The sequence below is a fragment of the Blastococcus saxobsidens genome (assembly GCF_002938435.1).
Classification (GTDB): domain Bacteria; phylum Actinomycetota; class Actinomycetes; order Mycobacteriales; family Geodermatophilaceae; genus Blastococcus; species Blastococcus saxobsidens.
This window is the reverse complement of record NZ_POQT01000008.1, coordinates 25,738-51,111: the sequence shown is the minus strand read 5'-3', so window position 1 is coordinate 51,111 and position 25,374 is coordinate 25,738. Positions and strand designations below refer to the sequence as shown.

General features: G+C 71.8%; 19 protein-coding genes. 7 read left to right on the top strand and 12 right to left on the bottom strand.

Annotated features, from left to right (window positions below; all coding sequences use genetic code 11):
• Position 1: 1 nt before the first annotated feature.
• A complete protein-coding gene (locus C5507_RS07035; RefSeq protein ID WP_104527817.1) occupies positions 2–1,375 on the bottom strand; it encodes an L-serine ammonia-lyase in 1,374 nt (457 codons plus the stop codon).
• A 119-nt stretch (positions 1,376–1,494) separates the two neighbouring features.
• Between C5507_RS07035 and C5507_RS07030 the strand changes: the two genes are divergently transcribed.
• Complete coding sequence (locus C5507_RS07030; protein ID WP_104527915.1) at positions 1,495–2,157, top strand: GntR family transcriptional regulator; 663 nt, start codon at positions 1,495–1,497, stop codon at positions 2,155–2,157.
• A gap of 58 nt (positions 2,158–2,215) precedes the next feature.
• On the opposite strand, the gene C5507_RS07025 is transcribed toward C5507_RS07030, so the two are convergent.
• From C5507_RS07025 to glyA, 7 genes are all read right to left on the bottom strand, one after another.
• Positions 2,216–4,060 (bottom strand): BCCT family transporter, encoded by a 1,845-nt coding sequence (locus tag C5507_RS07025; RefSeq protein ID WP_242610952.1) that lies wholly within the window; start codon positions 4,058–4,060, stop codon positions 2,216–2,218.
• Positions 4,061–4,582: 522 nt separating this feature from the next.
• Complete coding sequence (locus tag C5507_RS07020; RefSeq protein WP_104527816.1) at positions 4,583–7,045, bottom strand: GcvT family protein; 2,463 nt, start codon at positions 7,043–7,045, stop codon at positions 4,583–4,585.
• A gap of 11 nt (positions 7,046–7,056) precedes the next feature.
• Positions 7,057–7,641, bottom strand: coding sequence for a sarcosine oxidase subunit gamma (locus C5507_RS07015; RefSeq protein WP_104527914.1), 585 nt, complete (start codon positions 7,639–7,641; stop codon positions 7,057–7,059).
• Entirely contained in the window at positions 7,634–10,498 is a 2,865-nt protein-coding gene (locus C5507_RS07010; RefSeq protein WP_104527815.1) for a 2Fe-2S iron-sulfur cluster-binding protein, read from the bottom strand. Before C5507_RS07010 ends, C5507_RS07015 begins: the two co-directional genes overlap by 8 nt.
• Positions 10,495–10,773 (bottom strand): sarcosine oxidase subunit delta, encoded by a 279-nt coding sequence (locus C5507_RS07005; RefSeq protein WP_104527814.1) that lies wholly within the window; start codon positions 10,771–10,773, stop codon positions 10,495–10,497. The genes C5507_RS07010 and C5507_RS07005 overlap by 4 nt, the downstream gene beginning before the upstream one ends.
• A gap of 28 nt (positions 10,774–10,801) precedes the next feature.
• On the bottom strand, positions 10,802–12,049 hold the full coding sequence (locus tag C5507_RS07000) for a sarcosine oxidase subunit beta family protein (RefSeq protein WP_207225661.1): 1,248 nt from the start codon (positions 12,047–12,049) through the stop codon (positions 10,802–10,804).
• Positions 12,046–13,374 (bottom strand): serine hydroxymethyltransferase, encoded by a 1,329-nt coding sequence (gene glyA / locus C5507_RS06995; RefSeq protein ID WP_104527813.1) that lies wholly within the window; start codon positions 13,372–13,374, stop codon positions 12,046–12,048. Before glyA ends, C5507_RS07000 begins: the two co-directional genes overlap by 4 nt.
• A gap of 106 nt (positions 13,375–13,480) precedes the next feature.
• On the opposite strand from glyA, the gene C5507_RS06990 reads away from it, so the two are divergent.
• Positions 13,481–14,572: an S-(hydroxymethyl)mycothiol dehydrogenase gene (locus C5507_RS06990; protein WP_104527812.1), complete on the top strand. Its 1,092-nt coding sequence runs from the start codon at positions 13,481–13,483 to the stop codon at positions 14,570–14,572.
• 512 nt (positions 14,573–15,084) lie between these two features.
• On the opposite strand, the gene C5507_RS06985 is transcribed toward C5507_RS06990, so the two are convergent.
• Genes C5507_RS06985 through C5507_RS06970 form a run of 4 tightly spaced genes read right to left on the bottom strand, consistent with a single transcriptional unit; the run spans position 15,085 to position 17,460 of the window.
• Positions 15,085–15,294: a hypothetical protein gene (locus C5507_RS06985; RefSeq protein ID WP_104527811.1), complete on the bottom strand. Its 210-nt coding sequence runs from the start codon at positions 15,292–15,294 to the stop codon at positions 15,085–15,087.
• A gap of 59 nt (positions 15,295–15,353) precedes the next feature.
• Complete coding sequence (locus C5507_RS06980; RefSeq protein ID WP_104527810.1) at positions 15,354–15,920, bottom strand: hypothetical protein; 567 nt, start codon at positions 15,918–15,920, stop codon at positions 15,354–15,356.
• Positions 15,917–16,429, bottom strand: coding sequence for a hypothetical protein (locus C5507_RS06975; protein WP_207225660.1), 513 nt, complete (start codon positions 16,427–16,429; stop codon positions 15,917–15,919). Before C5507_RS06975 ends, C5507_RS06980 begins: the two co-directional genes overlap by 4 nt.
• On the bottom strand, positions 16,426–17,460 hold the full coding sequence (locus C5507_RS06970; protein WP_104527809.1) for a nucleotidyltransferase family protein: 1,035 nt from the start codon (positions 17,458–17,460) through the stop codon (positions 16,426–16,428). Before C5507_RS06970 ends, C5507_RS06975 begins: the two co-directional genes overlap by 4 nt.
• 322 nt (positions 17,461–17,782) lie before the next feature.
• On the opposite strand from C5507_RS06970, the gene C5507_RS06965 reads away from it, so the two are divergent.
• The 5 genes from C5507_RS06965 to C5507_RS06945 all read left to right on the top strand — a co-directional run bounded on the left by C5507_RS06965 (position 17,783) and on the right by C5507_RS06945 (position 25,173).
• A complete protein-coding gene (locus C5507_RS06965) occupies positions 17,783–18,451 on the top strand; it encodes a hypothetical protein (protein ID WP_207225659.1) in 669 nt (222 codons plus the stop codon).
• Between the two features lie 352 nt (positions 18,452–18,803).
• Positions 18,804–19,115, top strand: coding sequence for a hypothetical protein (locus C5507_RS06960; protein WP_104527808.1), 312 nt, complete (start codon positions 18,804–18,806; stop codon positions 19,113–19,115).
• Complete coding sequence (locus C5507_RS06955) at positions 19,112–20,176, top strand: helix-turn-helix domain-containing protein (protein WP_104527807.1); 1,065 nt, start codon at positions 19,112–19,114, stop codon at positions 20,174–20,176. Before C5507_RS06960 ends, C5507_RS06955 begins: the two co-directional genes overlap by 4 nt.
• Positions 20,177–20,831: 655 nt before the next feature.
• Positions 20,832–22,538, top strand: a complete 1,707-nt coding sequence (locus tag C5507_RS06950) for a S8 family serine peptidase (RefSeq protein ID WP_158657533.1) — start codon at positions 20,832–20,834, stop codon at positions 22,536–22,538.
• A 97-nt stretch (positions 22,539–22,635) separates the two neighbouring features.
• The gene (locus C5507_RS06945; RefSeq protein WP_130504156.1) at positions 22,636–25,173 is read left to right on the top strand and encodes a putative bifunctional diguanylate cyclase/phosphodiesterase; all 2,538 of its coding nucleotides are present in this window, start codon (positions 22,636–22,638) and stop codon (positions 25,171–25,173) included.
• Positions 25,174–25,374 lie beyond the last annotated feature (201 nt).

Sequence of the window (25,374 nt, the reverse complement as noted above, 5' to 3'; positions counted from 1 at the left end):
CTCAGCACTCGACGATGTTGAGCGCCAGCCCACCGCGGGCGGTCTCCTTGTACTTGACCGACATGTCGGCGCCGGTCTCCCGCATGGTCTTGATCGCCTTGTCCAGCGAGACGTAGTGGCTGCCGTCGCCGCGCACGGCCATGCGCGCCGCGGTGATGGCCTTGACCGAGCCCACGGCGTTGCGCTCGATGCACGGGATCTGCACCAGGCCGCCGACCGGGTCGCAGGTGAGCCCGAGGTTGTGCTCGATGCCGATCTCCGCGGCGTTCTCGACCTGCTCCGGCGTGCCACCGAGCAGCTCCGCCAACCCTGCCGCGGCCATGGAGCAGGCCGATCCGACCTCGCCCTGGCACCCGACCTCGGCTCCCGAGATCGAGGCGTTCTCCTTGAACAGCAGGCCGATCGCCGCAGCCGTGAGCAGGAACCGGACGACGGCGTCGTCGTCGTGGCCGGGCACGAAGTCGCGGTGGTAGTGCAGGACCGCCGGGACGATGCCGGCCGCACCGTTGGTCGGCGCCGTGACGACCCGTCCACCCGCGGCGTTCTCCTCGTTCACCGCCAGCGCGTACAGGGTGACCCACTCCATGGCGCGCAGCGGGTCGGTGTCGTCCTGCGCCCGCTCGAGCTGCTCGCGCAGGGCCGCCGCCCGGCGGCGCACCTTGAGCCCGCCGGGCAGCACGCCGGGGGTGCGGGTGCCGCGCTCCACGCACTCCTGCATGACCGCCCAGAGGTGCAGCAGGCCCGAGCGGACCTCGGCCTCGCTGCGCCAGGACAGCTCGTTGGCCAGCATGACGTCGCTGATCCGCAGGCCGGTCCGGGCGGTGTGGGCGAGCAGCTCGTCAGCCGTGCGGAACGGGTAGCGCACCGGGGTCGGGTCCTCGACGAGCACGGGCGCGCCCGCGTCGTCCTCGTCGAGCACGAAGCCGCCGCCGACGGAGTAGTACTCGCGCCGGGACACCTCGCCGCCCTCGGCGTCCAGGGCGGTGAAGACCATCCCGTTGCTGTGGAACGGGAGCCGCCGACGGCGGTGCAGGACGACGTCGTCGTCGACGGCGAAGGCGATCGCGTGCTCGCCGGCCAGGTGGAGCTCGCCCTCGGCGCGCACGGCGGAGACCCGCGGGTCGGCCGCGACCGGATCGACGACGTCGGGCAGCTCGCCCTCCAGCCCGAGGACGACGGCCTTCACGCTGCCGTGCCCGTGCCCCGTGGCGCCCAGCGAACCGAACAGCTCGCAGCGGACGCCCGCGACCCGGCGCAGGAGGCCTTCGTCGCGGAGCCGGGCGGCGAACGTGGCGGCGGCCCGCATGGGACCCACCGTGTGCGAGCTGGACGGGCCGATGCCGACCTTGAAGAGGTCGAACACGCTGATCGTCACGCGACCCCCTCGACGCCCATCTGAAAGCCCTTTGGTATATCAGCTGTAGAGGAACGATATGTCGTTCCCTCTCGAGGGGCAAGGATTCTGGCCGTCCAGCCTCTAGGATGGGCGCCGTGATGACCGCAGCACCGGACGTCGAGACCGTCGGGGCCTCGTTGGCCGACCGCGCCTACGTCGCCATCCGGGACCAGCTGATCATGCTGGACATCCGACCCGGCGAGCCGATCGACGACGACGCGCTGGCGCGGTCCCTGGGGGTGGGACGCACGCCCGTCCGCGAGGCGCTCAAGCGGCTGGAGGTGGACCGGCTCGTGGTGTCCTACCCCCGACGCGGCACCTTCGCCACCGGCATGGACATCACCGACCTCGCGCACATCTCCGAGATCCGCGTGCAGCTCGAGCCGCTCGCCGCGCGGCGCGCCGCCGAACGCGCCCCCCGCGACCTGCGCACGGAGCTCGAGGAGACCGCCGCCGCGATCGTGGAGCTGGACGTGGCGACGGTGGACCGCACCGAGCTCATGCGCTGGGACCTCACCGTCCACCGGGCCATCTACCGGGCCGCGGGCAATCCGCACCTCGACGACGTCCTGGTGCGCTACGACAACCTGGCGACACGGATCTTCTGCCTGTTCCTCGACCGGCTCCCCACGGTGGACACCCACATCGGTGAGCACGTCGAGCTGCTCCGCGCGATCGCGGCCGGTGACGCCGACCGCGCCGAAGAGCTCGCACGGGAGCACGTGATCGGCTTCGAGAAGGCCATCCGCGCCGTCATCTGAACGAGGCACCCCCGCGCCCCCTCGCCGGTCGCGACGGGGGGGCACGGGGGCCGTGGGATCAGTCCCGGGAGACGCCCGGCCGGCCGCTCCGCTGCGCGCCGGCCTCCTCCGGCCGCCTCCCGCTCCGCTGCGCGCCGGCCTCCTCCGGCCGCCTCGTCCGGCCGTTCTCGGACAGGACCTCGGGGTCCAGGGCCTGACGCGGGCTGAGGACCGGCGCTGCGGTCGGCTCGTGGTCCTCCGGGTGCCCCGGCCCCACGGTGAGGACGAAGTCGTCACCGTGCCGGCTGATGCCGTCGACGACCGCCTGCTCGATGGCCACGCTGGCGTAGTTCCCGCGCAGCACCAACGGGTCGCTCCGCAGGTCCTTCACCAGGCCGACCGCCATCCCCACCATGACCACGACGAAGGGCAGCGCGGCGATGATCGTGAGGTTCTGCAACCCGGTCAGGGCCGCTCCCTCGTCCCCGAGGAGCAGCATGATCGCCGCGACAGCGCCCATCACGACGCCCCAGAAGATGACGACCGGGCGGCTGGGCTCGAGGGTGCCCCGCTGCGACAGGGAGCCCATGACGACCGAGGCGGCGTCTGCGCCGGAGACGAAGAAGATGGCCACCAGGAGCATCACCAGCACCGTGCTCGCGGTCGCCAGGGGGTACTGCTCGAGGACGCCGAACAGCTGCCCCTGGGTGCTCCCCTCGCCGGCGATGTCGGCACCGCCCTGCTGGGCCGCGATGCCGGCGCCACCGAAGACGGCGAACCACAGCAGGCTGACGAGGCTGGGCACCAGGAGGACGCCGGTGACGAACTGGCGGATGGTGCGGCCGCGGCTGATGCGGGCGATGAACACCCCCACGAACGGGGTCCAGCTGACCCACCAGGCCCAGTAGAAGACCGTCCAGCCGCGCAGCCAGGTCGCCATCGGGTCACCGCCGGTGGCCTCGGTCCGCGCCGCCATCGCACCGAGGTCGGAGAAGTAGCTGCCCACCGCGTCGGGGATCAGGTTGAGGATGAACACCGTCGGACCGGCCACGAACACGAACAGGGCCAGCACCAGGGCCAGCACCATGTTGGTGTTGGCCAGCCACTGGATGCCCTTCGCGATGCCGGAGACCGCGGAGGCGACGAAGGCCGCGGTCAGCACCGCGATGATGCCGATGAGCAGCGCGTTGCCGGCCTCACCGGCCCAGCCGAGGAGTTGCGCGCCACTGCCGATCTGCAGAGCGCCCAGGCCCAGCGATGCCGCCGACCCGAAGAGCGTGGCGAAGATCGCGAGGACGTCGATCAGGCGGCCGGTCGGCCCCGCGACCCGTCGCTCCCCGAGCAGCGGGACGAAGGCGGAGCTGATCAGCTGGGGACGACCACGCCGGAAGGTGCCGTAGGCGATGGCCAGACCGACGACGGCGTACAGCGCCCACGGGTGCAGCGTCCAGTGGAAGAGGGTCGTGGCCATCGCCGTCTGGATCGCGGCGGCGCTCTCGGCCTCCGTGGTCAGCGGCGGCGGGGACACGTAGTGCGACAGCGGCTCGGCGACCCCGAAGAACATCAGGCCGATCCCCATACCGGCGCTGAACATCATCGCGATCCACGACAGGGTCCGGAACTCCGGCCGCTCACCGTCGCGCCCGAGCGGGACCCGGCCGTACTTGCCGGCCGCGAGCCAGATGACGAAGAAGACGAACGCGGTCGCCAGGAGCACGAACAGCCACCCGAGGTTGCCGGTGATCCACCCGAGGGCCGACCCGCTGGCCGACTGCAATCCCGTCGGGCTCAGGAACCCCCAGACCACGAACGCGAGTGCCATCAGCGCGGCCACGGCGAACAGCACGCGGTCGACCGCACCCCGGCGGTCGGCCAGGCATGGCGGCGTCTCCGCGATGGCCGGGTGCGCTCCGCCGACGGTCACGTCCCGCGTCCTCGCGTGCTCGTTTCCGGGTGGAAGTACGCCCGGAACGGTGTTCGAGGGCTCGCGATCGCCGTTCTCGTTCATCGACACTCCCAGCTGTTGCGTGTGACGCCCCAAGTTCCGCAGAGCGAACCAGACCCTTCGACGCTGCACAAGGGATTTTGTGAGGTCAACCACATAATGCTCGGCACGCCACCGTCGGAGGCTGTCAGCAGCACCGGACCGGTGAAGAAGGCGCCAGGCGTCGCGCACGGCAGCTCTGGGTGGACGCTCAGGACCGCGGCGCCGCGCTCAGCGGCCGGCAGCGCCGCCGTCACCGATCCGGCCGGCCGGTCGTCGACCGCGCGGCCGGTCGGCTCGCCCACCGTGGCCGCGCGTGCACTTCCCGAGGGCCACGGGAACCGCCCGAGCCGGTGGGCCGTGCGCACCTCCACCGGCGCGCCCCTGGTCCCGATCCGGTGCGGCCACCCTGCGGGGCCCCGCCCCGCCCCGAGGGCGCGGATGGTGGGGAGGGTCCTTCCCTCAGCCGCGGATGCGGGTCATCTCCGGGTCGACGAGCGGCTCGGCGGCGACGGTCGCGGCGATCCGGCGGTCGAAGTACTGGATCTCCACCGAGGTTCCGACGCCGGCCGAGGCGGGCAGCCACGCGTAGGCGATCGGCCGGCCGACGGTGTGCCCGAAGGCCGCGCTGGTGACGTAGCCGGCGGGTGCCCCGTCGACGAACACCGGCTCGTGGCCGAGGACCACGCTGACGCCGTCGTCGATGGTCAGGCAGGACAGCCTCCGGCTGACGGTCTCGTCGCTCCGGTCGGCGATCGCCTCGCTGCCGACGAACGCGCCCTTCTGCGTGCGGACGGCGAACCCGAGCCCCGCCTCGTACGGGTCGTGCTCGGTCGTCATGTCCGAGCCCCACGAGCGGTACCCCTTCTCCAGCCGGAGGCTGTTGAAGGCCGCGCGGCCCGCCGCGATGACACCGAGGTCCTCGCCGGCTGCCCACAGCACGTCCCAGAGCCTCTGGCCGTGCTCGGCGCTGGCGTAGATCTCCCACCCCAGCTCGCCGACGTAGGACAGCCGCATGGCGGTCACCGGGATGCCGCCGAGGGTGGCGTCCTTGGCGCGGAAGTACTTCAGCCCCTCGTTGGTGAAGTCGTCGGCCGTCACCCTGCGCACCAGGTCCCGGGCGCGGGGACCCCAGAGCCCGATGCAGCAGGTGCCCCCGGTGATGTCGCGCACCTGGACGCTCCCGTCGGCCGGCGCCTCGCGGCGCAGGTGGTCGAGGTCGAGGTTGCCGTTGGCGCCGACCTGGAACAGCTGCTCCCCGAGCCGGGCCACGGTCAGATCGCTGCGCACACCGCCGGCCTCGTCGAGCGCGAGCGCGTAGGTGACCGCGCCGACCGACTTGTCCATCTTCCCCGTGGTGAGCCGCTCCAGGAGGTCCAGGGCGCCGGGCCCGCTGACCTCGAGGCGCTTGAGCGGGGTCATGTCGTACATCGCCACGGCGGTGCGGGTCTTCCACGCCTCGGCGGCGGCGATCGGTGACCAGAACCGCGCGGACCAGTCGTCGCGGCCCGGCGGTACCCACTCGGCCGGGAGCTGGTCGACCAGCGCGGCGTTGGCCTCGTACCAGTGCGGCCGTTCCCAGCCGGAGGCCTCCAGGAACACCGCACCCAGCTCCCGCTGGCGGGCGTGGAAGGGGCTGACCCGAAGGTCGCGCGGGGACTCCTTCGGCTGCAGCGGGTGGAGGATGTCGTAGACCTCGACGAAGTTCTGCTGCGCGGTCTCGCGCACGTAGGTGTCGGTGACCTGCACCTCCTCGAACCGGGCCACGTCGCAGCCGTGCAGGTCCAGCTCGCTGCGCCCGTCGACCAGCAGCTGGGCCACCGCGCGGGCGACGCCCGCGGAGTGGGTGACCCAGACGGCCTCGGCGATCCAGAAGCCGGCGACGTCCGGGGACTCGCCGACGAGCGGGCCGCCGTCCGGGGTGAAGGAGAAGATCCCGTTGAACCCGGAGTCCACCTTGGCCGACCGCAGCGAGGGCAGCAGCTCGCGGCTGTGCTCCCAGGGCTCGGCGAAGTCCTCCTCGGTGAAGGGCAGCATCGAGGGCATCGACGCGTCGCTGACGTCGCCCTCGGGCAGGTCGGAGAGCTCCACCGGCATCGGCCGGTGCGCGTAGGAGCCGATGCCCAGGCGGTCGCCGCGCTCGCGGTAGTAGAGGTCGCGGTCCTGGTGCCGCAGGATCGGCATGCCGGCCTCGGTCAGCTCGTCGTTGCGGCCGACGAGCTCGGGCACCTGCCCGGTCCAGACGAACTGGTGGGCCAGCGGCAGCAGCGGCACCCGCATGCCCACCATGGCCCCGACGGCCGGGCCCCAGAAGCCGGCGCACGAGACCACGACGTCGGCGGGGATCACGCCGTCCTGCGTGCGGACGCCGGTGACCCGGCCGCCGGACTGCTCGATGCCCACGACCCGGGTGTCGCCCTGGAACACCGCGCCGCGCGCCTCCGCCCGGCGGGCCAGCGCGACGACGGCGCGGGAGGCCTTCGCCAGGCCGTCACCGGGGATGTGCAGGCCACCGAGGATCTGGCCGGGGTCGACCAGCGGGTGCAGCCGCACGCACTCCTCGGGACCGACGACCTCGCTCTGCACGCCCCAGGAGGTGGCCCAGCCCTGCCGCCGGTACAGCTCGGCCAGCCGCTCCGGGGTGGTGGCCAGCTCCAGGCCGCCGACCTGGTTGAAGCACCAGGCGCCGTCGACGTCGAGGCCGAGGAACTTCTCGACCGTGTAGGAGGCGAACTGCGTCATGGTCTTCGACCCGTTGGTCTGGAAGACCAGGCCGGGGGCGTGCGAGGTGGAGCCGCCGGTCAGCGGCAGCGGGCCCTGGTCGACCACGGTGACCCGGTTCCAGCCACGCACGGTGAGCTCGTCGGCCAGGTTGGCCCCGACGATGCCGGCTCCGATGATCACCACGCGAGGGGTGCTGGACATGAGGGTTCCTCTCAGGAGGTCAGGGCGGGGGCGGCGTACTCGAGGCTCGCGTCGAGCAGCCAGGAGGCGAGGTATCCGCCGAAGGACGAGCGGACGAGGACGGCGAACTCGTCCTCGCCGAGCGCGAGCAGCAGCACCCCGGCCTGCCCGAGGGTGGTCTGCGCGCTCTGCCCGGGGGTGAACACCCGGGGGTGGAGGTCGATCGAGCAGCCCTTGGCGAGCACCTGACGGGCCCGGGGACCGCCGAGGCGGATTCCGATCCGCTGCGCGGAGACGTCGGCCGCCGAACCGCCCACGGGCCGCAGCAGGGTGCGCAGCTCCTCCTCCAGCGCCTCCGGCGCGGCGCCGGGGCCGGTGAGCAGCCACTCGTCCGGGCCCAGCCAGATCAGCCACCCGGCACCGGCGGATGCCCACGATCCAGGCGCGGTGGGCAGCGCCGCCCCCCGGATCCGGACGTCCCCGGCGGTGGCCGGGTCGGCACGCAGCACGGTCATCGGGACGAACGGTTCCGCGCTGATCCGGACGGCGCCGCTCAGCTCGGCGAAGGCGGGCAGCCAGGCCTCGAGCGGGTGGGTGCGGGAGAGCTGCTCAGCCATCACGACGGGCTCCTTCCGGGTCGACCAGCACCGAGCCGGTGACCTCGACCGGGACGAGCGTCCCGCCGACGGGGACGTGCACGGTGTCGCCGATCCGCGCACGGCCGCCCTTGACCAGGGCGAGCGCGAACGGGCGGCCGAGCTCGGCGCTGCGGTAGCTCGAGGTGACGTGGCCGAGCATCGGCACCGGCGGGGCCGGCAGCCGGCCGTCGTCGCGGAACTCCACGATCTGGGAGCCCTCCGGCAGCACGGTCTCCCGGTCCACCGGGAGCAGCCCCACCAGCTGCTTGCGGAGGGGGTTCTGGTTGGCCGGCCTCGAGAACGACCGCTTGCCGACGAAGTCCGGCTTCTTCTTGGAGACCGCCCACGCCATGCCCAGGTCGTGGGGGGTGACGGTGCCGTCGGTGTCCTGCCCGATGATCGGGTAGCCCTTCTCGGCCCGCAGCACGTGCATGGTCTCGGTGCCGTACGGCGTGATCCCGTGCGGGCGGCCGGCCTCCACCAGCCGCTCCCAGACGGCGAGGGCGTACCAGGAGCTCACGTACACCTCGTAGGCCAGCTCGCCGGAGAAGCTGATCCGGGCCAGGCGGACCGGCACGCCCCCGAGGGTGGTGTCCCGCCACGTCATGAACGGAAAGGCCTCGTTGGAGACGTCGACGTCGCCGAACACGGCGCCGATGACGTCCCGCGAGCGGGGCCCCACGACGGGGAAGGTCGACCACTGCTCGGTGACCGAGGCCAGGTGCACCCGCAGCTCCGGCCACTCGGTCTGGACCCACTCCTCCATCCAGTCGAGGATCTTCGCGGCCCCGCCGGTGGTCGTGAGCACGAGGAAGCGGTCCTCGGCCAGGCGCAGCACGGTGCCGTCGTCGATCACCATGCCGTCGACGCCGCACATGACGCCGTAGCGCACCGAGCCGACCTTGAGGCTGCTCATCAGGTTCGTGTAGAGCCGGTCCAGCAGCACCGCGGCGTCGGGGCCCTGGACGTCGATCTTCCCCAGGGTCGAGCCGTCCAGGATCCCCACCCCGGAGCGGGTGGCGGCGCACTCGCGCAGGACGGCGGCCTCCATGTCCTCACCGGCGCGCGGGTAGTACCGCGGCCGCTTCCACTGGCCGACGTCCTCGAAGACCGCCCCCTCGGCGACGTGCCAGTCGTGCACCGCGGTGGTCCGCTCAGGGTCGAACAACCGGCCGCGGTCGCGGCCGGCGAGCGCGGCGAACGCCACGGGCGTGTAGGGCGGGCGGAAGGTCGTGGTCCCGGTGGCCTGGATCGGGATGCCGAGCAGCTCGGCGGTGATCCCGGAGGCGAGGACGCCGGAGGTCTTGCCCTGGTCGTGCGCCGTCCCGATGGTGGTGAACCGCTTGACGTGCTCCATCGACCGCAGCCCGGCGCCGGCCGCACGGGCCAGGTCGGCGACGGTGGCGTCGCGCTGCAGGTCGACGAAGGAGGTGCTCCCGTCGCCGCCGTCCGGGACCCGCCAGAGCGTCATCGGGCCCAGCCCGGCCGGCGCGTCGTCCGCGGCGGGCAGGGCGGGTTCCGCCGGCGCACCGACGGCCAGCGCGGCGAGGGCAGCGGCGCCCACGCGCCGACCGTCGGCCAGGCACCCCGCGAGGTCCATGACGCCGGCCGCCGAACCGGCGACGGCGACGCCGTCGAGCTCCTCGGCGGGCAGGAAGGCGCCCAGGGCGGCGTCGAAGCGCAGCGTGCCCCGGGCCTGGCTGAAGAGGTGGACGGCGGGGTTCCAGCCCCCGCTGACCAGCAGCAGGTCGCAGGCGATCGGCTCCGCGTCGCCGGGCCGGCCGTCGGCGAGAGGTGCGACGTGGGCGGCCGCGACCCGCTCGTCCCCGTCGGTGCCGGTGACCACGCTGCCGGAGCGGACCGGGATGCCGCGGTCCGCGCAGGCGGCCAGCCAGTGACCGGGAGCCTCGGGGCGGGCATCGACGACGGCGGCGACGCGCACGCCGGCGTCCGCGAGGTCGACCGCCGCGGCGTAGGCGCTGTCGTTGGTGGTGAAGACGACGGCCTCGCTGCCGGCCCGCACCCCGTATCGGTGCAGGAAGGTGCGCGCACCGCCGGCGAGCATGATGCCGGGCCGGTCGTTGTCGGCGAAGACCACCGGCCGCTCGTGGGCGCCGGCCGCCACGACGATCTGGCGGGCGCGGATGCGCCACACGCGCTGCCGGGCCTCGTGCCGGGGCGCCGCTCCCCCGAGGTGGTCGGTGCGCCGCTGCAGGGCGAGCACGAAGCCGTCGTCGTAGAGCCCGAAGGCCGTGGTCCGCTGCAGGTGGAGGACCTCCGGGTGGGCGGCGAGCTCCACGACGGCGGAGGCCACCCAGTCCGCTGCCGGTGAACCGTCGAGCCGGTCGTCGCTGCCCAGCAGCGCACCGCCGGCCTCGGCCTGCTCGTCGACGAGGGCCACCCGTGCACCGGCCCGGGCGGCGGTGAGCGCGGCGGCCAGCCCGGCGGGCCCGGCGCCGACGACGAGCACGTCGACGTGGGCGTGCATCGCGTCGTAGCGGGCGGAGTCCGGCACGTCGGCGAGCCGGCCCTGGCCGGGCAGCCCGTGGGCAGCGAGGCCGTCGTACAGCTCGACGGTGGTGGCCAGCAGCATCGGCTCCGGGAACGGCTCCTCGATCTGCACCAGGCCGCTGGGGTCCTCCGCCCACGCGGCGGCGATGCCGCGTGGGCGTCCCAGCTTCACGCTGGTGGCGATCGAGTGGCGTCCGGAGGCCAGCAGCGCCGAGGCGAGGGTGTCCCCGGCGTGCCCGGCGTAGGACTGGCCGTCGAAGACGAACTCCAGGGTGGTGCTGCGGTCGATGCGGCCACCGTCGGGGGTGCGGAACGAGCTGCTCACGGGATCACCGGCTTGGGCTGGTCGGGGTGGTAGACGCTCTCGAAGCGGTAGGTGGCGGTGTCGCGCACGGCGTTGAACCAGCGCCGGCAGCCGGCCGCATGGCTCCACCGCTCGGCGAACCGGCCCTTGGGGTTGTCGCGGTAGAAGACGTAGTGGGCCCACTGCTCGTCGTCCAGGGCCGCGGGGTCCTCTGGGTAGGCGACGTGCGCCTGGCCGCCGTAGTGGAACTCGACCTCCTCGCGAGGACCGCACCAGGGGCATTCGATGAGCTGCACGGGGAACTCCTGCGGTCGGTGGGCGGCGTCAGTGGGCGACGGCTGCGGCGCCGTGCTCGTCCACGAGCGCGCCGCTGACGAAGCGGTCGAGGGCGAAGGGCGCGACGTAGGGGTGCGGCTCGCCGTGGGCGATGGTGTGGGCCATGGCGTCGCCGATGCCGGGCGTGGCCTTGAAGCCGCCGGTGCCCCAGCCGCAGTTGAGGTAGACGTTGTCGTACGGCGTCCGCCCCACGATGGGCGAGGCGTCGGGGCTGGTGTCCACGATCCCGCCCCAGGTGCGCAGCAGGTGCGCCCGGGCGAAGACGGGGAACAGCTCGACGGCCGCCGCCATCTGCCGCTCGATGATGTGGAAGGCGCCCCGCTGGCCGTAGCCGTTGTAGGAGTCGACACCGGCGCCCATGACCAGCTCGCCCTTGTGCGCCTGGGAGACGTACACGTGCACCGCGTTGGACATGACGACCGTCGGGTGCACCGGCTCCAGCAGCTCGGAGACCAGGGCCTGCAGCGGGTGGCTCTGCACGGGCACCCGGAAGCCGAGCATGTCGGTGAGGACGGAGGTGTGCCCGGCGGCGCAGAGTGCGACCGTGCCGGCGGCGATGGTGCCGCGGCTGGTCTGCACGCCGGTCACCCGGTTCCCGTCGGTGGTGAACCCCGTGACCTCGCAGTCCTGGATGAGGTCGATGCCGGCCTCGTCGGCCCGGCGGGCGAAGCCCCACGCCACGTAGTCGTGCTTGGCGATGCCCGCCCGCGGCTGGTAGGTCGCGCCCATGACCGGGTAGCGGATGTCGGCCGAGGTGTTGACGATCGGGCAGATCTTGCGGACCTCGTCGGGCTCGACCCACTCCGCGTCGACCCCGTTGAGCTTGTTGGCCTCGACCCGGCGGATGCTGTCGCGGACGTCCTGCAGGGTGTGCGCGAGGTTGAGCACGCCGCGCTGGCTGAACAGGATCGGGTAGCCGAGGTCCTCCTCGAGCCCCTCCCACAGCTTCAGGGAGTGCTCGTAGATCGCCGAGCTCTCGTCCCACAGGTAGTTCGACCGGATGATCGTGGTGTTGCGGGCCATGTTGCCGCCCGCGAGCCACCCCTTCTCCAGGACCGCCACGTTCGTGATGCCGTGGTTCTTGGCCAGGTAGTGCGCGGTGGCCAGGCCGTGCCCGCCGCCGCCGACGATGACGACGTCGTAGGACTTCTTCGGCTCGGGGTTGCGCCAGAGGAAGTCCGGGTGGTCGGGCAGGTCGGCCCCGGGGGTGCGCGGGCGGGTGATGTCACCGGTCATCGGGCGGCTCCGTCCAGCGCGGGGTACAGGGGGTGCCGGTCGGCGAGGCGGGTGACCCGCTCGCGGAGCTCGGCCAGCCCGTCGTCGCCCACCGCCGGGTGCAGCGCCGTGGCGATGATGTCGGCGACCTCGGTGAAGTCCTCGCGGCCGAAGCCCCGTGCGGCCAGGGCCGGGGTGCCGATGCGGACACCCGAGCTGACCATGGGCGGACGCGGGTCGAAGGGCACCGCGTTGCGGTTGACCGTGATGCCGATGGCGTGGAGGCGGTCCTCGGCCTGCTTGCCGTCCAGGACGGAGTCGCGCAGGTCGACCAGCACCAGGTGGACGTCGGTGCCGCCGCTGACGACGCTCACGCCCGCCTCGCGGCAGTCCGCGGCGAGCAGCCGGTCGGCGAGGATCCGGGCCCCGTCGAGGGTGCGCTCCTGCCGCTCGCGGAAGGCCGGCTCGGCGGCCAGCTTGAACGCGACGGCCTTCCCCGCGATCACGTGCTCGAGCGGTCCGCCCTGCTGCCCGGGGAACACCGCCGAGTTGAACTTCTTGCCCAGCTCCGCGGTGGCGAGGATGACGCCGCCGCGCGGGCCGCCGAGGGTCTTGTGCGTCGTGGAGGTGACCACGTGCGCGTGCGGCACCGGGGAGGGGTGCAGGCCCGTGGCGACGAGGCCGGCGAAGTGCGCCATGTCGACCATCAGGTAGGCGCCCACCTCGTCGGCGATCCGCCGGAACTCCGCGAAGTCCAGCTGCCGTGGGTAGGCCGACCAGCCGGCGACGACGAGCTTGGGCCGCCGCTCGTGCGCCAGTCGCTCCACCTCGGCCATGTCGACCAGGTGGCTCTCGCGGTCGACGTGGTAGGCGGCGACGTCGTACAGCTTGCCGGAGAAGTTGAGCTTCATCCCGTGGGTCAGGTGGCCGCCGTGCGCCAGGTCCAGGCCGAGGATCGTGTCCCCGGGCTGGAGCAGCGCGGCCATCGCGGCCGCGTTGGCCTGCGCGCCGGAGTGCGGCTGGACGTTGGCGTACTCCGCGCCGAAGAGGTCCTTCAGGCGGTCGATCGCCAGCTGCTCGATGACGTCGACGTGCTCGCAGCCGCCGTAGTAGCGCCGACCGGGGTAGCCCTCGGCGTACTTGTTGGTGAGGACCGACCCCTGGGCCTGCATGACGGCCACCGGCGCGAAGTTCTCGCTGGCGATCATCTCCAGGGTGGTCTGCTGCCGGCGGAGCTCGGCGGCGATCGCGGCGGCCACCTCGGGGTCGGTCTCGGCGAGCGACCGGGACAGCACCGTGTCGCTGGTGGCCGGTTCGGCCTGGGGCGGGTCGGCGAGGACGGACATCGGTTCCCCTTTGGAAGACCACTGAGCAGAGGACTGGTATATCAGTCGTGCTGACAGTAGGTTCCGGTGCGGAGCGGGTCAAGGCCCCAGCAGAAAGGACGGACAGATGGCATACGAGGTGCGTGGCGTGGTCGCCCGCGGCAAGGGTCGGCCGGTCAGCGTGGAGACGATCGTGGTGCCCGATCCGGGTCCGGGTGAGGCGGTCGTGGACGTGCAGGCCTGTGGGGTCTGCCACACCGACCTGCACTACCGCGAGGGCGGGATCAACGACGAGTTCCCGTTCCTGCTCGGCCACGAGGCGGCCGGTGTGGTGTCCGCGGTCGGCGAGGGGGTCACCAACGTCGCCGTCGGTGACTACGTGGTGCTGAACTGGCGCGCGGTGTGCGGGGAGTGCCGGGCCTGCCGCAAGGGCCAGCTGCAGTACTGCTTCAACACCCACAACGCCGCGCAGAAGATGACGCTGGCCGACGGCACCGAGCTGTCCCCGGCGCTGGGCATCGGCGCGTTCGCGGAGAAGACGCTGGTGCACTCCGGGCAGTGCACCAAGGTCGACCCGGCCGCGCCGCCGGCGTCGGCCGGACTGCTGGGCTGCGGGGTGATGGCCGGGGTGGGTGCGGCCATCAACACCGGGGCGGTGCAGCGCGGGGAGACCGTGGCGGTGTTCGGCTGCGGCGGTGTCGGGGATGCCGCGATCGCCGGGGCGAAGCTGGCCGGGGCGAGCACGATCATCGCCGTCGACATCTCCGACACCAAGCTCCAGTGGGCCAAGAAGTTCGGTGCCACGCACACGGTCAACTCCGCCGGCACCGACCCGGTCGAGGCGATCAAGGCGCTCACCGGCGGGTTCGGGGTCGACGTGGCGATCGACGCCGTCGGCCACCCCAAGGTGTTCGAGCAGGCCTTCTACGCCCGCGACCTGGCCGGGCGGGTGGTGATGGTCGGCGTCCCGACACCGGGCATGGAGATCACCCTGCCGGCGATCGAGGTCTTCGGCCGTGGTGGGGCGGTGAAGTCCTCCTGGTACGGCGACTGCCTGCCCAGCCGGGACTTCCCGATGCTCGTGGACCTCTACCTGCAGGGCCGCTTCGACCTCGACGCCTTCGTCTCCGAGACCATCGGCCTGGACGACGTCGAGGCCGCCTTCTCCAAGATGCACGCCGGCGAGGTCCTGCGCTCCGTGGTGGTGTTCGACGGGTGAGCACCCTCATCGCCGTGGGCGGACCGGCTCCGCCGCGCCTGAACCACGACGACGGCCCCTGACCGGCGTCTTCGCTGGTCAGGGGCCTGGAGGCTCCCCCGATTGGACTCGAACCAATAACCCTGCGATTTGATCTTGAGGCGCTTGCTCGCGTTGGCCCGCGTTGAGTACGCAGGTCAGAGCCAGTGCGAGGCGCTAACTGCGACGGCCCGCGACGGCTGGTCGCGGGAGTATTGGGTGCCTAAAGAGTCCCTGTCGCCGGCCCGGCGGTAGCGACGATCACCCGCCACCTCCTCCCGGGCGGAAGTTTCGCGGCCCGCCCGGATGCCCCGGCTGATCCGTTTCGGCCTTGCTGGCGCCCTACCGCGACTGGCGTCTCAGCCAGCTGGACATGAGGCAGGAGGTCGCACGACGACGGCGCCCTCGGGTCGAGCATCGAGTCCACCGTCGCCCCTCAGGAGCGCGCTGATCCGCTGGTCGAAGGTCGGGTGGGATGCCAGGAGCTGCCGCGACTACCCGGAGACCGCGCTCCGGCCGCCGTCCAGGGTGGAGTGCGGCGCCAACTCCAGCGAGAGGCCGTGATCGGCGGCGGACCGGTCGGCGGCGAACTCGGCTCGCCGGCTGACCGCAGCGTCGGCCAGGGGCGTCCCGAGCCGGGAACGCTCGTCGTCCGCATGAGCGAACCGCTCTCGCGGGCGAACCAGGAGCTGGCCGATGGGCACACGTCGGTCCTCGCTGTGCGGTGTCGCGCAGCAGTGGTGTCAGAACACGACGCCTGGCTCTAACAGTCGAGGTCGACCTCCATCGCGGTGAGCAGCGTGGCTCGAGCGGCGTCACTTACCGCCCGGGGTAAAGGGGACCCGATGGGGACGTCACGGTCCTTCTTCGTCGGCCTGCTCCGCCAGGCCGCGGTCATCTGCTGACCGGCTTCGGTCCGCGCGGCCCGCACGAACGCGTCGTAGGCCCCGGCGACGGCGTCGGTGCCGTGGATAGCCATCCAGGCCGTGTAGAAGCTGATGCGCGACTTCACGTCGCTGACGTGCTGGGTGAGCTCGCGCCGTGCCGCGGCGGAGCCGTCGCGGCGGCGGATGCGGTACGGGGCCTCCAGGTAGTCCTCCACCGCCCGTACGGCCTCGGCATAGAACGTCGCCCGCTGCTGGCGGCGGGCCTCCCTCTGCTGGGTCTTGTAGGCCTTCACCGCGACGATGGCGGCAACCGCCGCGGCCCCCATGACACCGAGCACGCTGATGAGGGCGGTGGCGAGGTCGCCGCCGTCGAGGTGGCCCAGCAGCCGCTCCCACGTCCCCTGTGCGGCCGCGCCGGCCGCCGCGGCCAGGAACGCTGTCACGCGGCCCGCCTGGGGAAGCCGTGCGGCTGCTCGTCGCCGAGCCACTCGCCGTCACGCCGGCCACCGGTGGCCCACCAGTGGTCCTCGAAGAACAGGTGGTCACGGGTCAGGTCGAGCAGTGCTAGCAGACCGTCCTGCGGCCGCCAGCGCTGCTCGGGTGGTGACCACGGGTAGTACAGGCAGAGCGCGTCGTCGTCGGGCATGCGGTGCGGGGACGGCCTACCCGGGTCGGCGAAGACGCGCGGGTACTCCTCGGGCGACAACCCCCAGCAGGCGTAGGTCGGCTGCGCGAAGAAGTAGACGGTGACCCGCACGGGATTCCGGCGTCCACGCACCTCCAGCGGCACCCGGTAGCTGAGCAGGTCTCGTTCGACGGTCGCACGCAGCTCCCGGCCGTGCTCGCGACGTGCGGCGCCCTCCACGGGAATCTGCCACCACGGCTGCATGCCGTACCAGGCGGTGTCCGGCCTTCCCGCCGCGGCTGCCGCGGCGGGAAGGCCGGTGCTCACGGCGCCCAGCTCTTCGCCGGGATCCGCGTGCGCTGTGCGCCGGCGCCCGTCCCGGTGGTGATGCCGCTGGTCCGGCCAGCGCGGAAGCGGCGGGCCTCCTCCAGGACAACCGCCGTCTGGTCCGGGCGGGGCAGCATCTCCTCGTCGTTGAACAGCTTGGCCAGCTCATCGTGGGCGAGCTGCGGGTAACCGTCCCGCTCGAGCCGGGTGGCCTCGTCGACCCGCTTGCCGGCCTTGCGCAGGGCGGTAACGACCTCCAGTCGGGGCTTGTTGGGCTTGATGGGCTTCTCGGCGACGCGGGCGGGATCGCGGGTCTCGCCCTTGTCCAGTTCGTCGGCGGCGTACTGGAACCAGGTGGCTATGCCGGAGAGCAGGGACGTCGGCTGCTGGATGCAGCCCAGCGCCAGAGCCTTGATGTTCCACGAGCACAGCGGCTTGCCGTTGCGACGGTTCCAGTGCTTGAGCAGCCGCACGATGCGGGCGAAGGCCACTGCGGTGTCCTCGATGGCCTGGAGAACCATCGCGGTGTGCGCCTCCGGGTGCGACCGGTCCCAGGTCGGCATCTTCGGGATGAACAGACCCGCCGCCCCGAGGTTGTCCAGCGCGCAGATGACGTCGGCGGTGAAGTCCTTCTCGCCGGCGTGCACGGGGTCACCGAACCGGACGAGCACCGCCCGCTTGCAGCCCTCGGTCCGGACGGTGAGCTTGGGGTAGGCGCCTTTGAGCTCCCGCCGGATGGCCGCCGCGGCGCGCTCCATCAGGTCCTTCGGGCCCCGCTTGTCCGGCCCGTGCGTTCGCAGGGCCTCGGCGATGACGATGCCGAGGTCGATGTCGGTCAGCGGGGTGAGCGCGTCGCCGTGCGCGACGCTGCCGTTGAAGTACACCCGAGAGCCGGGGAACTCGCGGAGCAGCGCGTTGGCGATCGCCTCGCGTCGTCGCCGGGCCTCGGCGAGCTCGTCGTCGGTCACCTCGATGCGGCGCCGGGCCTGCTCGAGGATGGTCTCCAGGGATGGGTGTGCAGCCTGTGGCATGGCGTCTCCTTCCTGCGGCGGAAGGGGCTCCCGCCGTCCGGAACGCCGGTGCTACCGTGCTGCCCCTACACCCCATGTAGACGGCACCCGGGTACGCGACCTCCTCGGTCGGCGACCGGGGTGTGCTGCGTTCCAGGTCTCAGCCTGCCGGACGGCAGCGACAGTTTCGGGGAGTTCGCCACACCCGCCCCACCGGCACCGTCGCGTCCGTGCGGCTACGCGTCTCACAGCGGTCCCCGGGGACCGTCTGCGGCTGTCACTCACAAGGTGGGTCCAGGCGAGGAAGTGTGGGGTGCCCCGGAGAAACGGGCAGACTCCGGGCATGAGGTTGCAGCGTGGGACCCCCGTCGCCGGGGTCGACCCCGAGACGGCACGAAACATCGCTCGCGCCTGCCACGACTACTGGAGCTCGACCGCCGCGATCGCCGACAAGGTGCACGTGCCAGCAGAAGAGCTCGCCGTCATGCTCGACCATCTCGCCGACGCCGCCTACCTCCAGCGACGCGACGGCGGCGACGGCGGCCATGTGGAGTGGAACACGACCATCACCGGCGGCGCGCTGACGATGGCGTCGTTCCTCAAACCCATCTCCCGCACCCGAGCCGAGAAGCTACTCGCCGGGGTCCTCGAGCGCGCGGCCGACTACAACGCCGACGACGGCAAGCTCTATGTCATCACAGAGATTGCAGTGTTCGGCTCCTACTTGCGCCCTGACGCCGTCGAACTCGGAGACCTGGACCTGGCCGTCAAGTTCACCGGACGGCGACCCGACGCCAACGACCCCGACACGGTGTTCGCCTACGCCGACGCGTCCGGGCGCAACTTCCCGACCTTGTTCGCCACCATAGCCTGGCCACAAACGGAGATGCTTCAGCTGCTGCGCAACCGCAGCGGGTACATCAACGTGCACACCGAGGACATCACCCGTTTCACCGACGACTGGCACGCCGTGTATCGCTATCCGGCGACGGAGTCCTCTCCGGCTCAGTGAGCGCGTTCGAGGGTCGTCGAACGACTGGACGGTCAGCGGATCCTGACCCGGTTTCCGCGACTGACATCCCCTCGTCACGATCGCGACAGAAACGGAGCCCTCGTCGGCGCCTTCCAGGGACAGCAAGGCCTGGTGCCGCGACTGACCTCAACCGAAGCTTCGGCACACAACACATCGAGCGCCCGCCGCATCCCGACTCTCGGCGGGGTGTCACCAAACGGCTCCGAAAAGCGCCTTCTCCCGGTGAGAGCAACTACTCACCAGCGGAGCAGGGATGTGCGGTCAGCCGGGACGACGGACGGCGGCAGCCCCTGCGCCGGCACCGTCCCACGTCCCCCCTGCTTGCTGCGGCGTGCTGCAGGACCTCGTCGACTGCTACGGCGGCGACACCCACCGCCTGCTCACCGACCTGGCCGACGTCATCGGCGCCAGCATCGCCTACGTCGACCGGCCCACCGTCGAAGCGCACCTCGAGCGGCCCCTGTCCGACCGGGAGTGGGCCGCCACCGCCCAACAGTTCACGGCCATGGCCTTCGACGACCACGTCGGAGACGCCGGCAGCCTGCGCACCGACTGGATCCAGGACGTCCTGGCCAGGGCCGGTGTACCCGGTCGTGGCCACACCGGTCAGCCGGTGGCCGGATCTGCATTGGGCGGGGCATGAGCGCCACCCAGACCTGCCCGGCCTGCGGCTACAGCGGCACGTACGCCAGTGACGCCCTCGCCGATGTCCACCACGCGCGCCATTCCTGTGCGAGGCACCGGCAGGCCATCGAGCGAGCACGTCGCCGTGTTCAGCGCGCTCAGGGTCGGGTGAGGCGGGACTGCACTCATGCGCGTGCTCGGCATGTGCACGGAACCCGCGTCGCCTACGTGAAGGACCGCTGCCGGTGCACCGACTGCACTGCCGCCAACACCGCGGCCGGCCGTGCCGTGCACCGCGCGCAGACCTTCGGCCGATGGCGGCCGTTCGTGGACGCGGCCCCGGTGCGCGAGCACCTCCGCGCGCTACGGGCCGCCGGCATCGGCGTCGAGCAGATCGCCATGCTCGCCGGCATCTCCACCAGCCACGTCCGCGAGCTGGCCGACCCGGGGCGCGACGGCGACCCGGGCATCCGGCGGGTCCGGCCCGAGACCGCCCACCAGGTCTTGCGCATCCGTGTCGACCAGGCCAACCGGGCGCCGCGCAGTCACATCGGCGCCACGGGCACTCGTCGCCGACTGCAGGCCCTGATCGCCGTCGGATGGCCCCACGACGAGCTGGCCACCCGGCTCGCCCGCAGCTCTGCCAGCCTCCGACGCAGCATGCAGAGCGCCTCGGTCACCGCGCAGACCGCGCAGCACGTCAACGACCTCTACGAACAGCTGTGGAACCTGCGCCCACCGCAGTCAACCGACGACCAACGCGCCGCCGCCGACGCCGCCCGTGCCTTCGCCGCCGAACGCGGCTGGCTGCCACCTCTGGCCTGGGACGACATCGACACCGACCCAGACCCTCAACACCACACTGAGCACGCAGAGACGGACGACGACCTCGACGAGATCGCCATCGAGCGCGCCCTGGCCGGCGACGGCGTCCGCCTCGACCACCTGACTCCTGCCGAGCAGAAGGAAGTCGTCCGGCGCCTCACCGAACGCGGCAAGTCCATCCGCGACATCGCCCAACAGCTCGCCACCACCAAACGCACGATCTCCCGCCGGCGTGCGTCCATCAACGCCGCATGACCTTCACGACAGACGACTGGCTGCGGCGTCCTGCCGGATGCGGTACCGCCTCCCACCCCCAGCGCCTATCGGCATTCGGATCGGTTATGTCATCAGCACCCGCAGCGAGCTCGGTGCCTCATCGTCCCGGCGGCTGAGCACGATGGCTGCACTGGAGCCCGCCTGCCCATCGAGCGGGTAATCCGGCGGCTGGCGCGCATCTCCGCGACACGCCCGCGGCGTGTACTGCCGTGTTCGCTGTGGGAGACCGTGTCGGCCACGCTCCCCGTAGCCGGGGCGGCTGCGGTCAAGGCGTCAGTGCCCACGCCGGTGGCCATGTGGTTTGGCGTCGAGCATCCCGCCAGTAACTGCGACCTGATCCCAGAACTCCCACCCAAGGGTGAACCCGCCCATTTCTGGCCTGACTGCATACAGCCGCTCACGTTGCGTGCCGAACTAGTTCATGAAGCCGTTGCAGTTGACAGATGGAGGGATCGATATGGGAAGGACCAACGGGGGTCGGGCGCCAACTACGCCGCCCACGTTCATCGGGACAGGCGGTGCGCCGGCCCTGCAAGCACGCCGCATCGCTACGCTCGCGACTGCTACGGCCTTGGCCGTGGGTGTGGTCGGCCCTGGTGTGGCGCAGGCGTCGAGCGACGCCTCCGCTCCGCCGGTGTCGGTCATCGTTCAGGAGTTGTCGGGCGCCGGGAACGCTCCTGAGCGCGCGGTGGTCGCCCTCGGCGGCACCGTCGAGGAGCCGCTTGGCCTCATCGGTGGGTTCACCGCCACGCTGCCCGCGGACCGTCTGGGTGCGCTGCGTTCGACGGCCGGCATCGCTGCGGTCACCGAGGACGCGCCGATCGAGCTGCTCGGCACGAAGGTTCCGACGGAGGTCCTGGACCAGGCCGGCTCGATGTTCCGGGTCACCCACGAGGTGACCGGCGCCACCGCCATGTGGGAGAAGGGCATCAATGGCAAGGGCGTCGACGTCGCCCTCATCGACTCCGGCGTCGTCCCCGTCGAGGGCCTGTCCGACAAGGACAAGATCGTTCACGGGCCGGATCTCTCCTTCGAGGCGCAGGTCTGCGACGTGGACGGCTGCGAGGCCAGTCCGCAGACCAACCTGGACACCTACGGCCACGGCACCCACCTGGCCGGCATCATCGCCGGCCGCGACTCCAACGCGAACCCGCGGACCTTCCGTGACCCGAACACCTTCGCCGGCATGGCCCCCGGCTCGCGCATCGTCAGCCTGAAGCTCGCCGATGCCTACGGCGCGACCGACGTGTCCCAGGTGATCGCCGGGATCGACTGGGTGGTCCAGAACAAGAACCGCAAGGGGCTGAACATCCGGGTGCTGAACCTGTCGTTCGGCACCGACGGGGTCCAGGATTACCAGCTGGACCCGCTGACCTACGCGGTCGAGCAGGCCTGGCACGCTGGCATCGTCGTGGTCGTCGCCGCCGGCAACGGCGGGTACGGCACGCCTCAGCTGAACAATCCGGCCTACGACCCGTACGTCATCGCGGTCGGCGGCGCGGACAGCCGCGGCACCTACGACGTGCAGGACGACATCGTCCCGGCGTGGTCGAGCACCGGTGACGGCGCCCGCAATCCCGACGTCGTGGCGCCCGGCGCCTCGATCGTCAGCCTGCGCAGTCCGGGCTCGTACCTCGACGAGAGCTACCCGAACGCGCGGCAGGGCGAGCGGTTCTTCCGCGGCAGCGGCACCTCGCAGGCGGCTGCGGTCGTCTCCGGCGCGGCCGCCCTGCTGATCCAGCAGCGCCCCGAGGCGACGCCGGATCAGATCAAGGCGCTGCTCATGAGCACCGCCCAGCGACTGCCGGTCGCCGACCCGATCGCGCAGGGCGATGGCATCATCGACCTGCGCGCTGCGCGCGACGCCGCCACGCCGCAGGCCGTGCAGTCGTGGCCGAGGGCGACCGGTCTCGGCACGCTCGAGGGGGCCCGCGGTACCGCCAACCTCGAGTACGAGGGCACCACGCTGGAGGGCGAGATCGACGTCCGCGGTCAGGCGTGGGACCCAGCTACCTGGACCGCAGCGTCCGCTGCCCGCACCACGTGGACCGGCGGCGAGCTGCGGAAGGGCGTGTGGACTGGCGGCGCCTGGAACGGCACCGAATGGTTCGTGACCACCCCTGGCGACGGCGTCACCTGGAACGGCCGCACGTGGGGCGGTCGCACCTGGGGGAGCCTGACTTGGGCCGGCCGCACGTGGGGCGGCCGCACCTGGGGCGGCGACGCCTGGGTCGGCCGCACCTGGGGCGGCGACGAATGGGCCGGTCGTACCTGGGGCGGCCGCACGTGGGGTGGCCGCACCTGGGGCAGCGCCCTCTGGTCCGGCGTGGATTGGGCCTGATCACATGAGGACGACGATGACGGACAGCCACCCCGCGAACCGGCGGGGGTGGTCCTGGCTGACCATTACCCGGCGCATCGCGCTGCTCGTCGGGGCGATGTCGCTCACTGCGGGCACGGTGTTCGTCATCGTCGTCCGTGACCTGCCGGGCCTCGGCACGCCGATCGGCATGCCCTGGTGGCTGTGGGTCGCGGCCTTCGCCACCGGCGAAGCACTCAAGGTGTGGGTCCAGCTCAAGCGGGATTCGCACGGCTTCTCCCTCACCGACCTGGTGCTGGTCGCCGGGCTCTACCTGGCCGACCCGGCCACGGTCGTCGCGACGCAGCTCCTAGGCGTCGGGCTGGACCTGGTGCTGCGCCAGCGCCAGCGCGGCCTCAAGCTCACGTTCAACCTCGCGCAGTACGCACTCACCGGTTCGCTGGCCGTGGTCGTCTTCTCCACCCTCGCGCGGGACACCGACTGGAACAGCCCGTGGCGCTGGACGGCGGCCCTGATCACCGTCGCGGTCGTCACGCTCGCCGCGGACCTCTGCCTGTTCGCCGCGCTGAGCATCTCGGAGGGCGAGCTGCACGTCCGTGAGCTGCCGCGCATGGTCGCGCTTTCCCTGCCGTTCGCCGTCGGGGTGGCGGCGATGGGCCAGCTCACGGCCTACCTGGCCCTGCAGAGCCGAGCCGCGCTACTGCTACTCGTGCTGCCCTCCGCGCTGCTCTTCTCCGCCTACCGGGCCTACACCCGTGCCCGCGAGCAGCAGAACAACCTCCGGCTGCTGCACGAGACCACCTCGCTGCTCTACAACAGCGACGACGCCTCCACCGCGCTGACCAACTTCCTCACCTCGGTGCGCGGGGCCTTCCGCGCTGGGCTCGGCGAGCTGATCCTGCTCGCCGAGGACGGCGTCACCACGGTGAGCCGCAGCCGCGATGGGCAGGAGCCGGCGGCCCTGCTGCCCTTGCCGCACAGCGCCGACATCCAGCGGCTGATCGAATCGGCGACGGCTACCGGTGTGCTCACCGCGCGGACCGGCCAAGTCCGCGGGTCAAGGCTGGACCAGTACGCCGCCCAGCGAGGCCTCAAGGATGCCATGGTGTCGGTGCTCCGGACGGAGAACCGGGTGCACGGCGTGCTGCTGGTTGGCGACCGGCTGGGCGACGTCGCCACCTTCGCCAGCAGTGACCTGGCCTTGCTGGAGACCTTCGCGCGGCACCTGGCCACATCGCTGGAGCGTGGGCGGCTGGAGAGCGACCTGCGGCAGGTGACAGAGCTGAAGGAGAAGCTCCGCCACCAGGCCATGCACGATGCACTCACCGGGCTACCCAACCGCACGCTCTTCCTCGACCGCACGCAGCACGCGGTTCACCTCGCCGCCCGCAACGGCCTCTGGCCCGCGGTCCTCTACATCGACCTCGACGGCTTCAAGCCCGTGAACGACACTTACGGACACGAGGCTGGTGACGTGCTGCTCCAGGTCTTCTCCGAGCGGCTCGGCGGCTGCCTGCGATCGGCCGATACTGCCGCCCGGCTGGGAGGCGATGAGTTCGCCGTCCTCCTGCACGGGCCGATCGACCGTTCCGGTGTTGAGCGCGTGCTCGAGCGCATCCGGAGCCAGCTGGACCTTCCGATCGATCTCGGCGCGGGGCGGGAAGCCACCATCGGTGCGAGCATCGGCGTCGCCTTCTCTGACGCCGGGACCGACGTCGCCACTCTCATCGGTCACGCCGACGTCGCGATGTACACGGCCAAGCGCAACGGCCGTCAGCGCTCCGTCTTCTACGAGGCCGGTCTGGGCGATGCCGCCCCTGAACGGCCGGACCCGGCCGCCGACCTGGCTGCCGCCCTGGACCGCGGCGAGCTCACCGTCGCCTACCAGCCGCTGGTGGACCTGCGCGCCGGCCGCGCCATCGGAGCAGAGGCACTAGTCCGCTGGCAGCACCCGGTCGACGGCAACCGCCCGCCGGACACCTTCATCCCCCTGGCAGAGGAAACCGGCCTGATCATGGAGATCGGCGAGTTCGTGCTGCGCGACGCCTGCTGGCAGGCCGCCCGCTGGGTGCAGTCCTCCAGCGATCCCACTGATCTCCTCGTCACGGTGAACCTCTCCGCACGCCAGGTGACTGACGCGCGCACCGTCGAGGCCGTCCGGGCGGCCCTCGCCGACACGGGCCTCGAACCGCACCGGCTGGTCCTGGAGATCACCGAGACCGTTCTCATGCAGGACCGCGATGCCGCTGCCGCCAACCTGAACCGACTCAAGGCCCTCGGTGTCCGTATTGCCATCGATGACTTCGGCACCGGTTACTCGTCGTTGGCGTACCTGTGCCGATTCCCTCTCGACATGCTCAAGATTGCCCGTGAGTTCGTGGACGGCCTCGGCAGGGACGCGAACGCCGACGTCGTCACCCGCGCCATCGTGGATCTGGCCGGAGCCCTGGGACTGCGCACCGTCGCCGAGGGCGTGGAGACCGGCGAACAACAGCAGCAGTTGGCCGAACTGGGCTGCGACCTGGCTCAGGGCTACCTCTTCTCCCGCCCGGTGGACGCGGAGAAGATCATGGCCCTCATCGCCGGCTCGGATGCCGAGGCGTCGACCACCGGACCAACTGCAGGACCCCCGGCCACAGCACTCGCCATCGCCTGACTGTGCCTGCCGGGCCGATACGGATGCGGATGGCTCGGTACCGATAGTGGCCGGTAGGTAGCATTCCGTGCGATCACCGGTGGTCGGAGCCTGACCGCTGATGGGATGACGTGCCCGTCGGACCTGCGGCGTTACGCGAGTTCTTTTCCACCGCGCTGGAGGCCTTCGATGAGCTGACTGCTCGCGATGCCCTGGAGCTGC

What these genes read in the sequence shown, in the direction of transcription:
- C5507_RS07030 (WP_104527915.1), top strand. Translation starts at nt 1,495, where the DNA reads ATGACCGCAGCACCGGACGTCGAGACCGTCGGGGCCTCGTTGGCCGAC.
- C5507_RS07020 (WP_104527816.1), bottom strand. Translation starts at nt 7,045, where the DNA reads ATGTCCAGCACCCCTCGCGTGGTGATCATCGGAGCCGGCATCGTCGGG.
- C5507_RS07015 (WP_104527914.1), bottom strand. Translation starts at nt 7,641, where the DNA reads ATGGCTGAGCAGCTCTCCCGCACCCACCCGCTCGAGGCCTGGCTGCCC.
- C5507_RS07000 (WP_207225661.1), bottom strand. Translation starts at nt 12,049, where the DNA reads ATGACCGGTGACATCACCCGCCCGCGCACCCCCGGGGCCGACCTGCCC.
- glyA (WP_104527813.1), bottom strand. Translation starts at nt 13,374, where the DNA reads ATGTCCGTCCTCGCCGACCCGCCCCAGGCCGAACCGGCCACCAGCGAC.
- C5507_RS06990 (WP_104527812.1), top strand. Translation starts at nt 13,481, where the DNA reads ATGGCATACGAGGTGCGTGGCGTGGTCGCCCGCGGCAAGGGTCGGCCG.
- C5507_RS06970 (WP_104527809.1), bottom strand. Translation starts at nt 17,460, where the DNA reads ATGCCACAGGCTGCACACCCATCCCTGGAGACCATCCTCGAGCAGGCC.
- C5507_RS06965 (WP_207225659.1), top strand. Translation starts at nt 17,783, where the DNA reads ATGAGGTTGCAGCGTGGGACCCCCGTCGCCGGGGTCGACCCCGAGACG.
- C5507_RS06955 (WP_104527807.1), top strand. Translation starts at nt 19,112, where the DNA reads ATGAGCGCCACCCAGACCTGCCCGGCCTGCGGCTACAGCGGCACGTAC.
- C5507_RS06945 (WP_130504156.1), top strand. Translation starts at nt 22,636, where the DNA reads ATGTCGCTCACTGCGGGCACGGTGTTCGTCATCGTCGTCCGTGACCTG.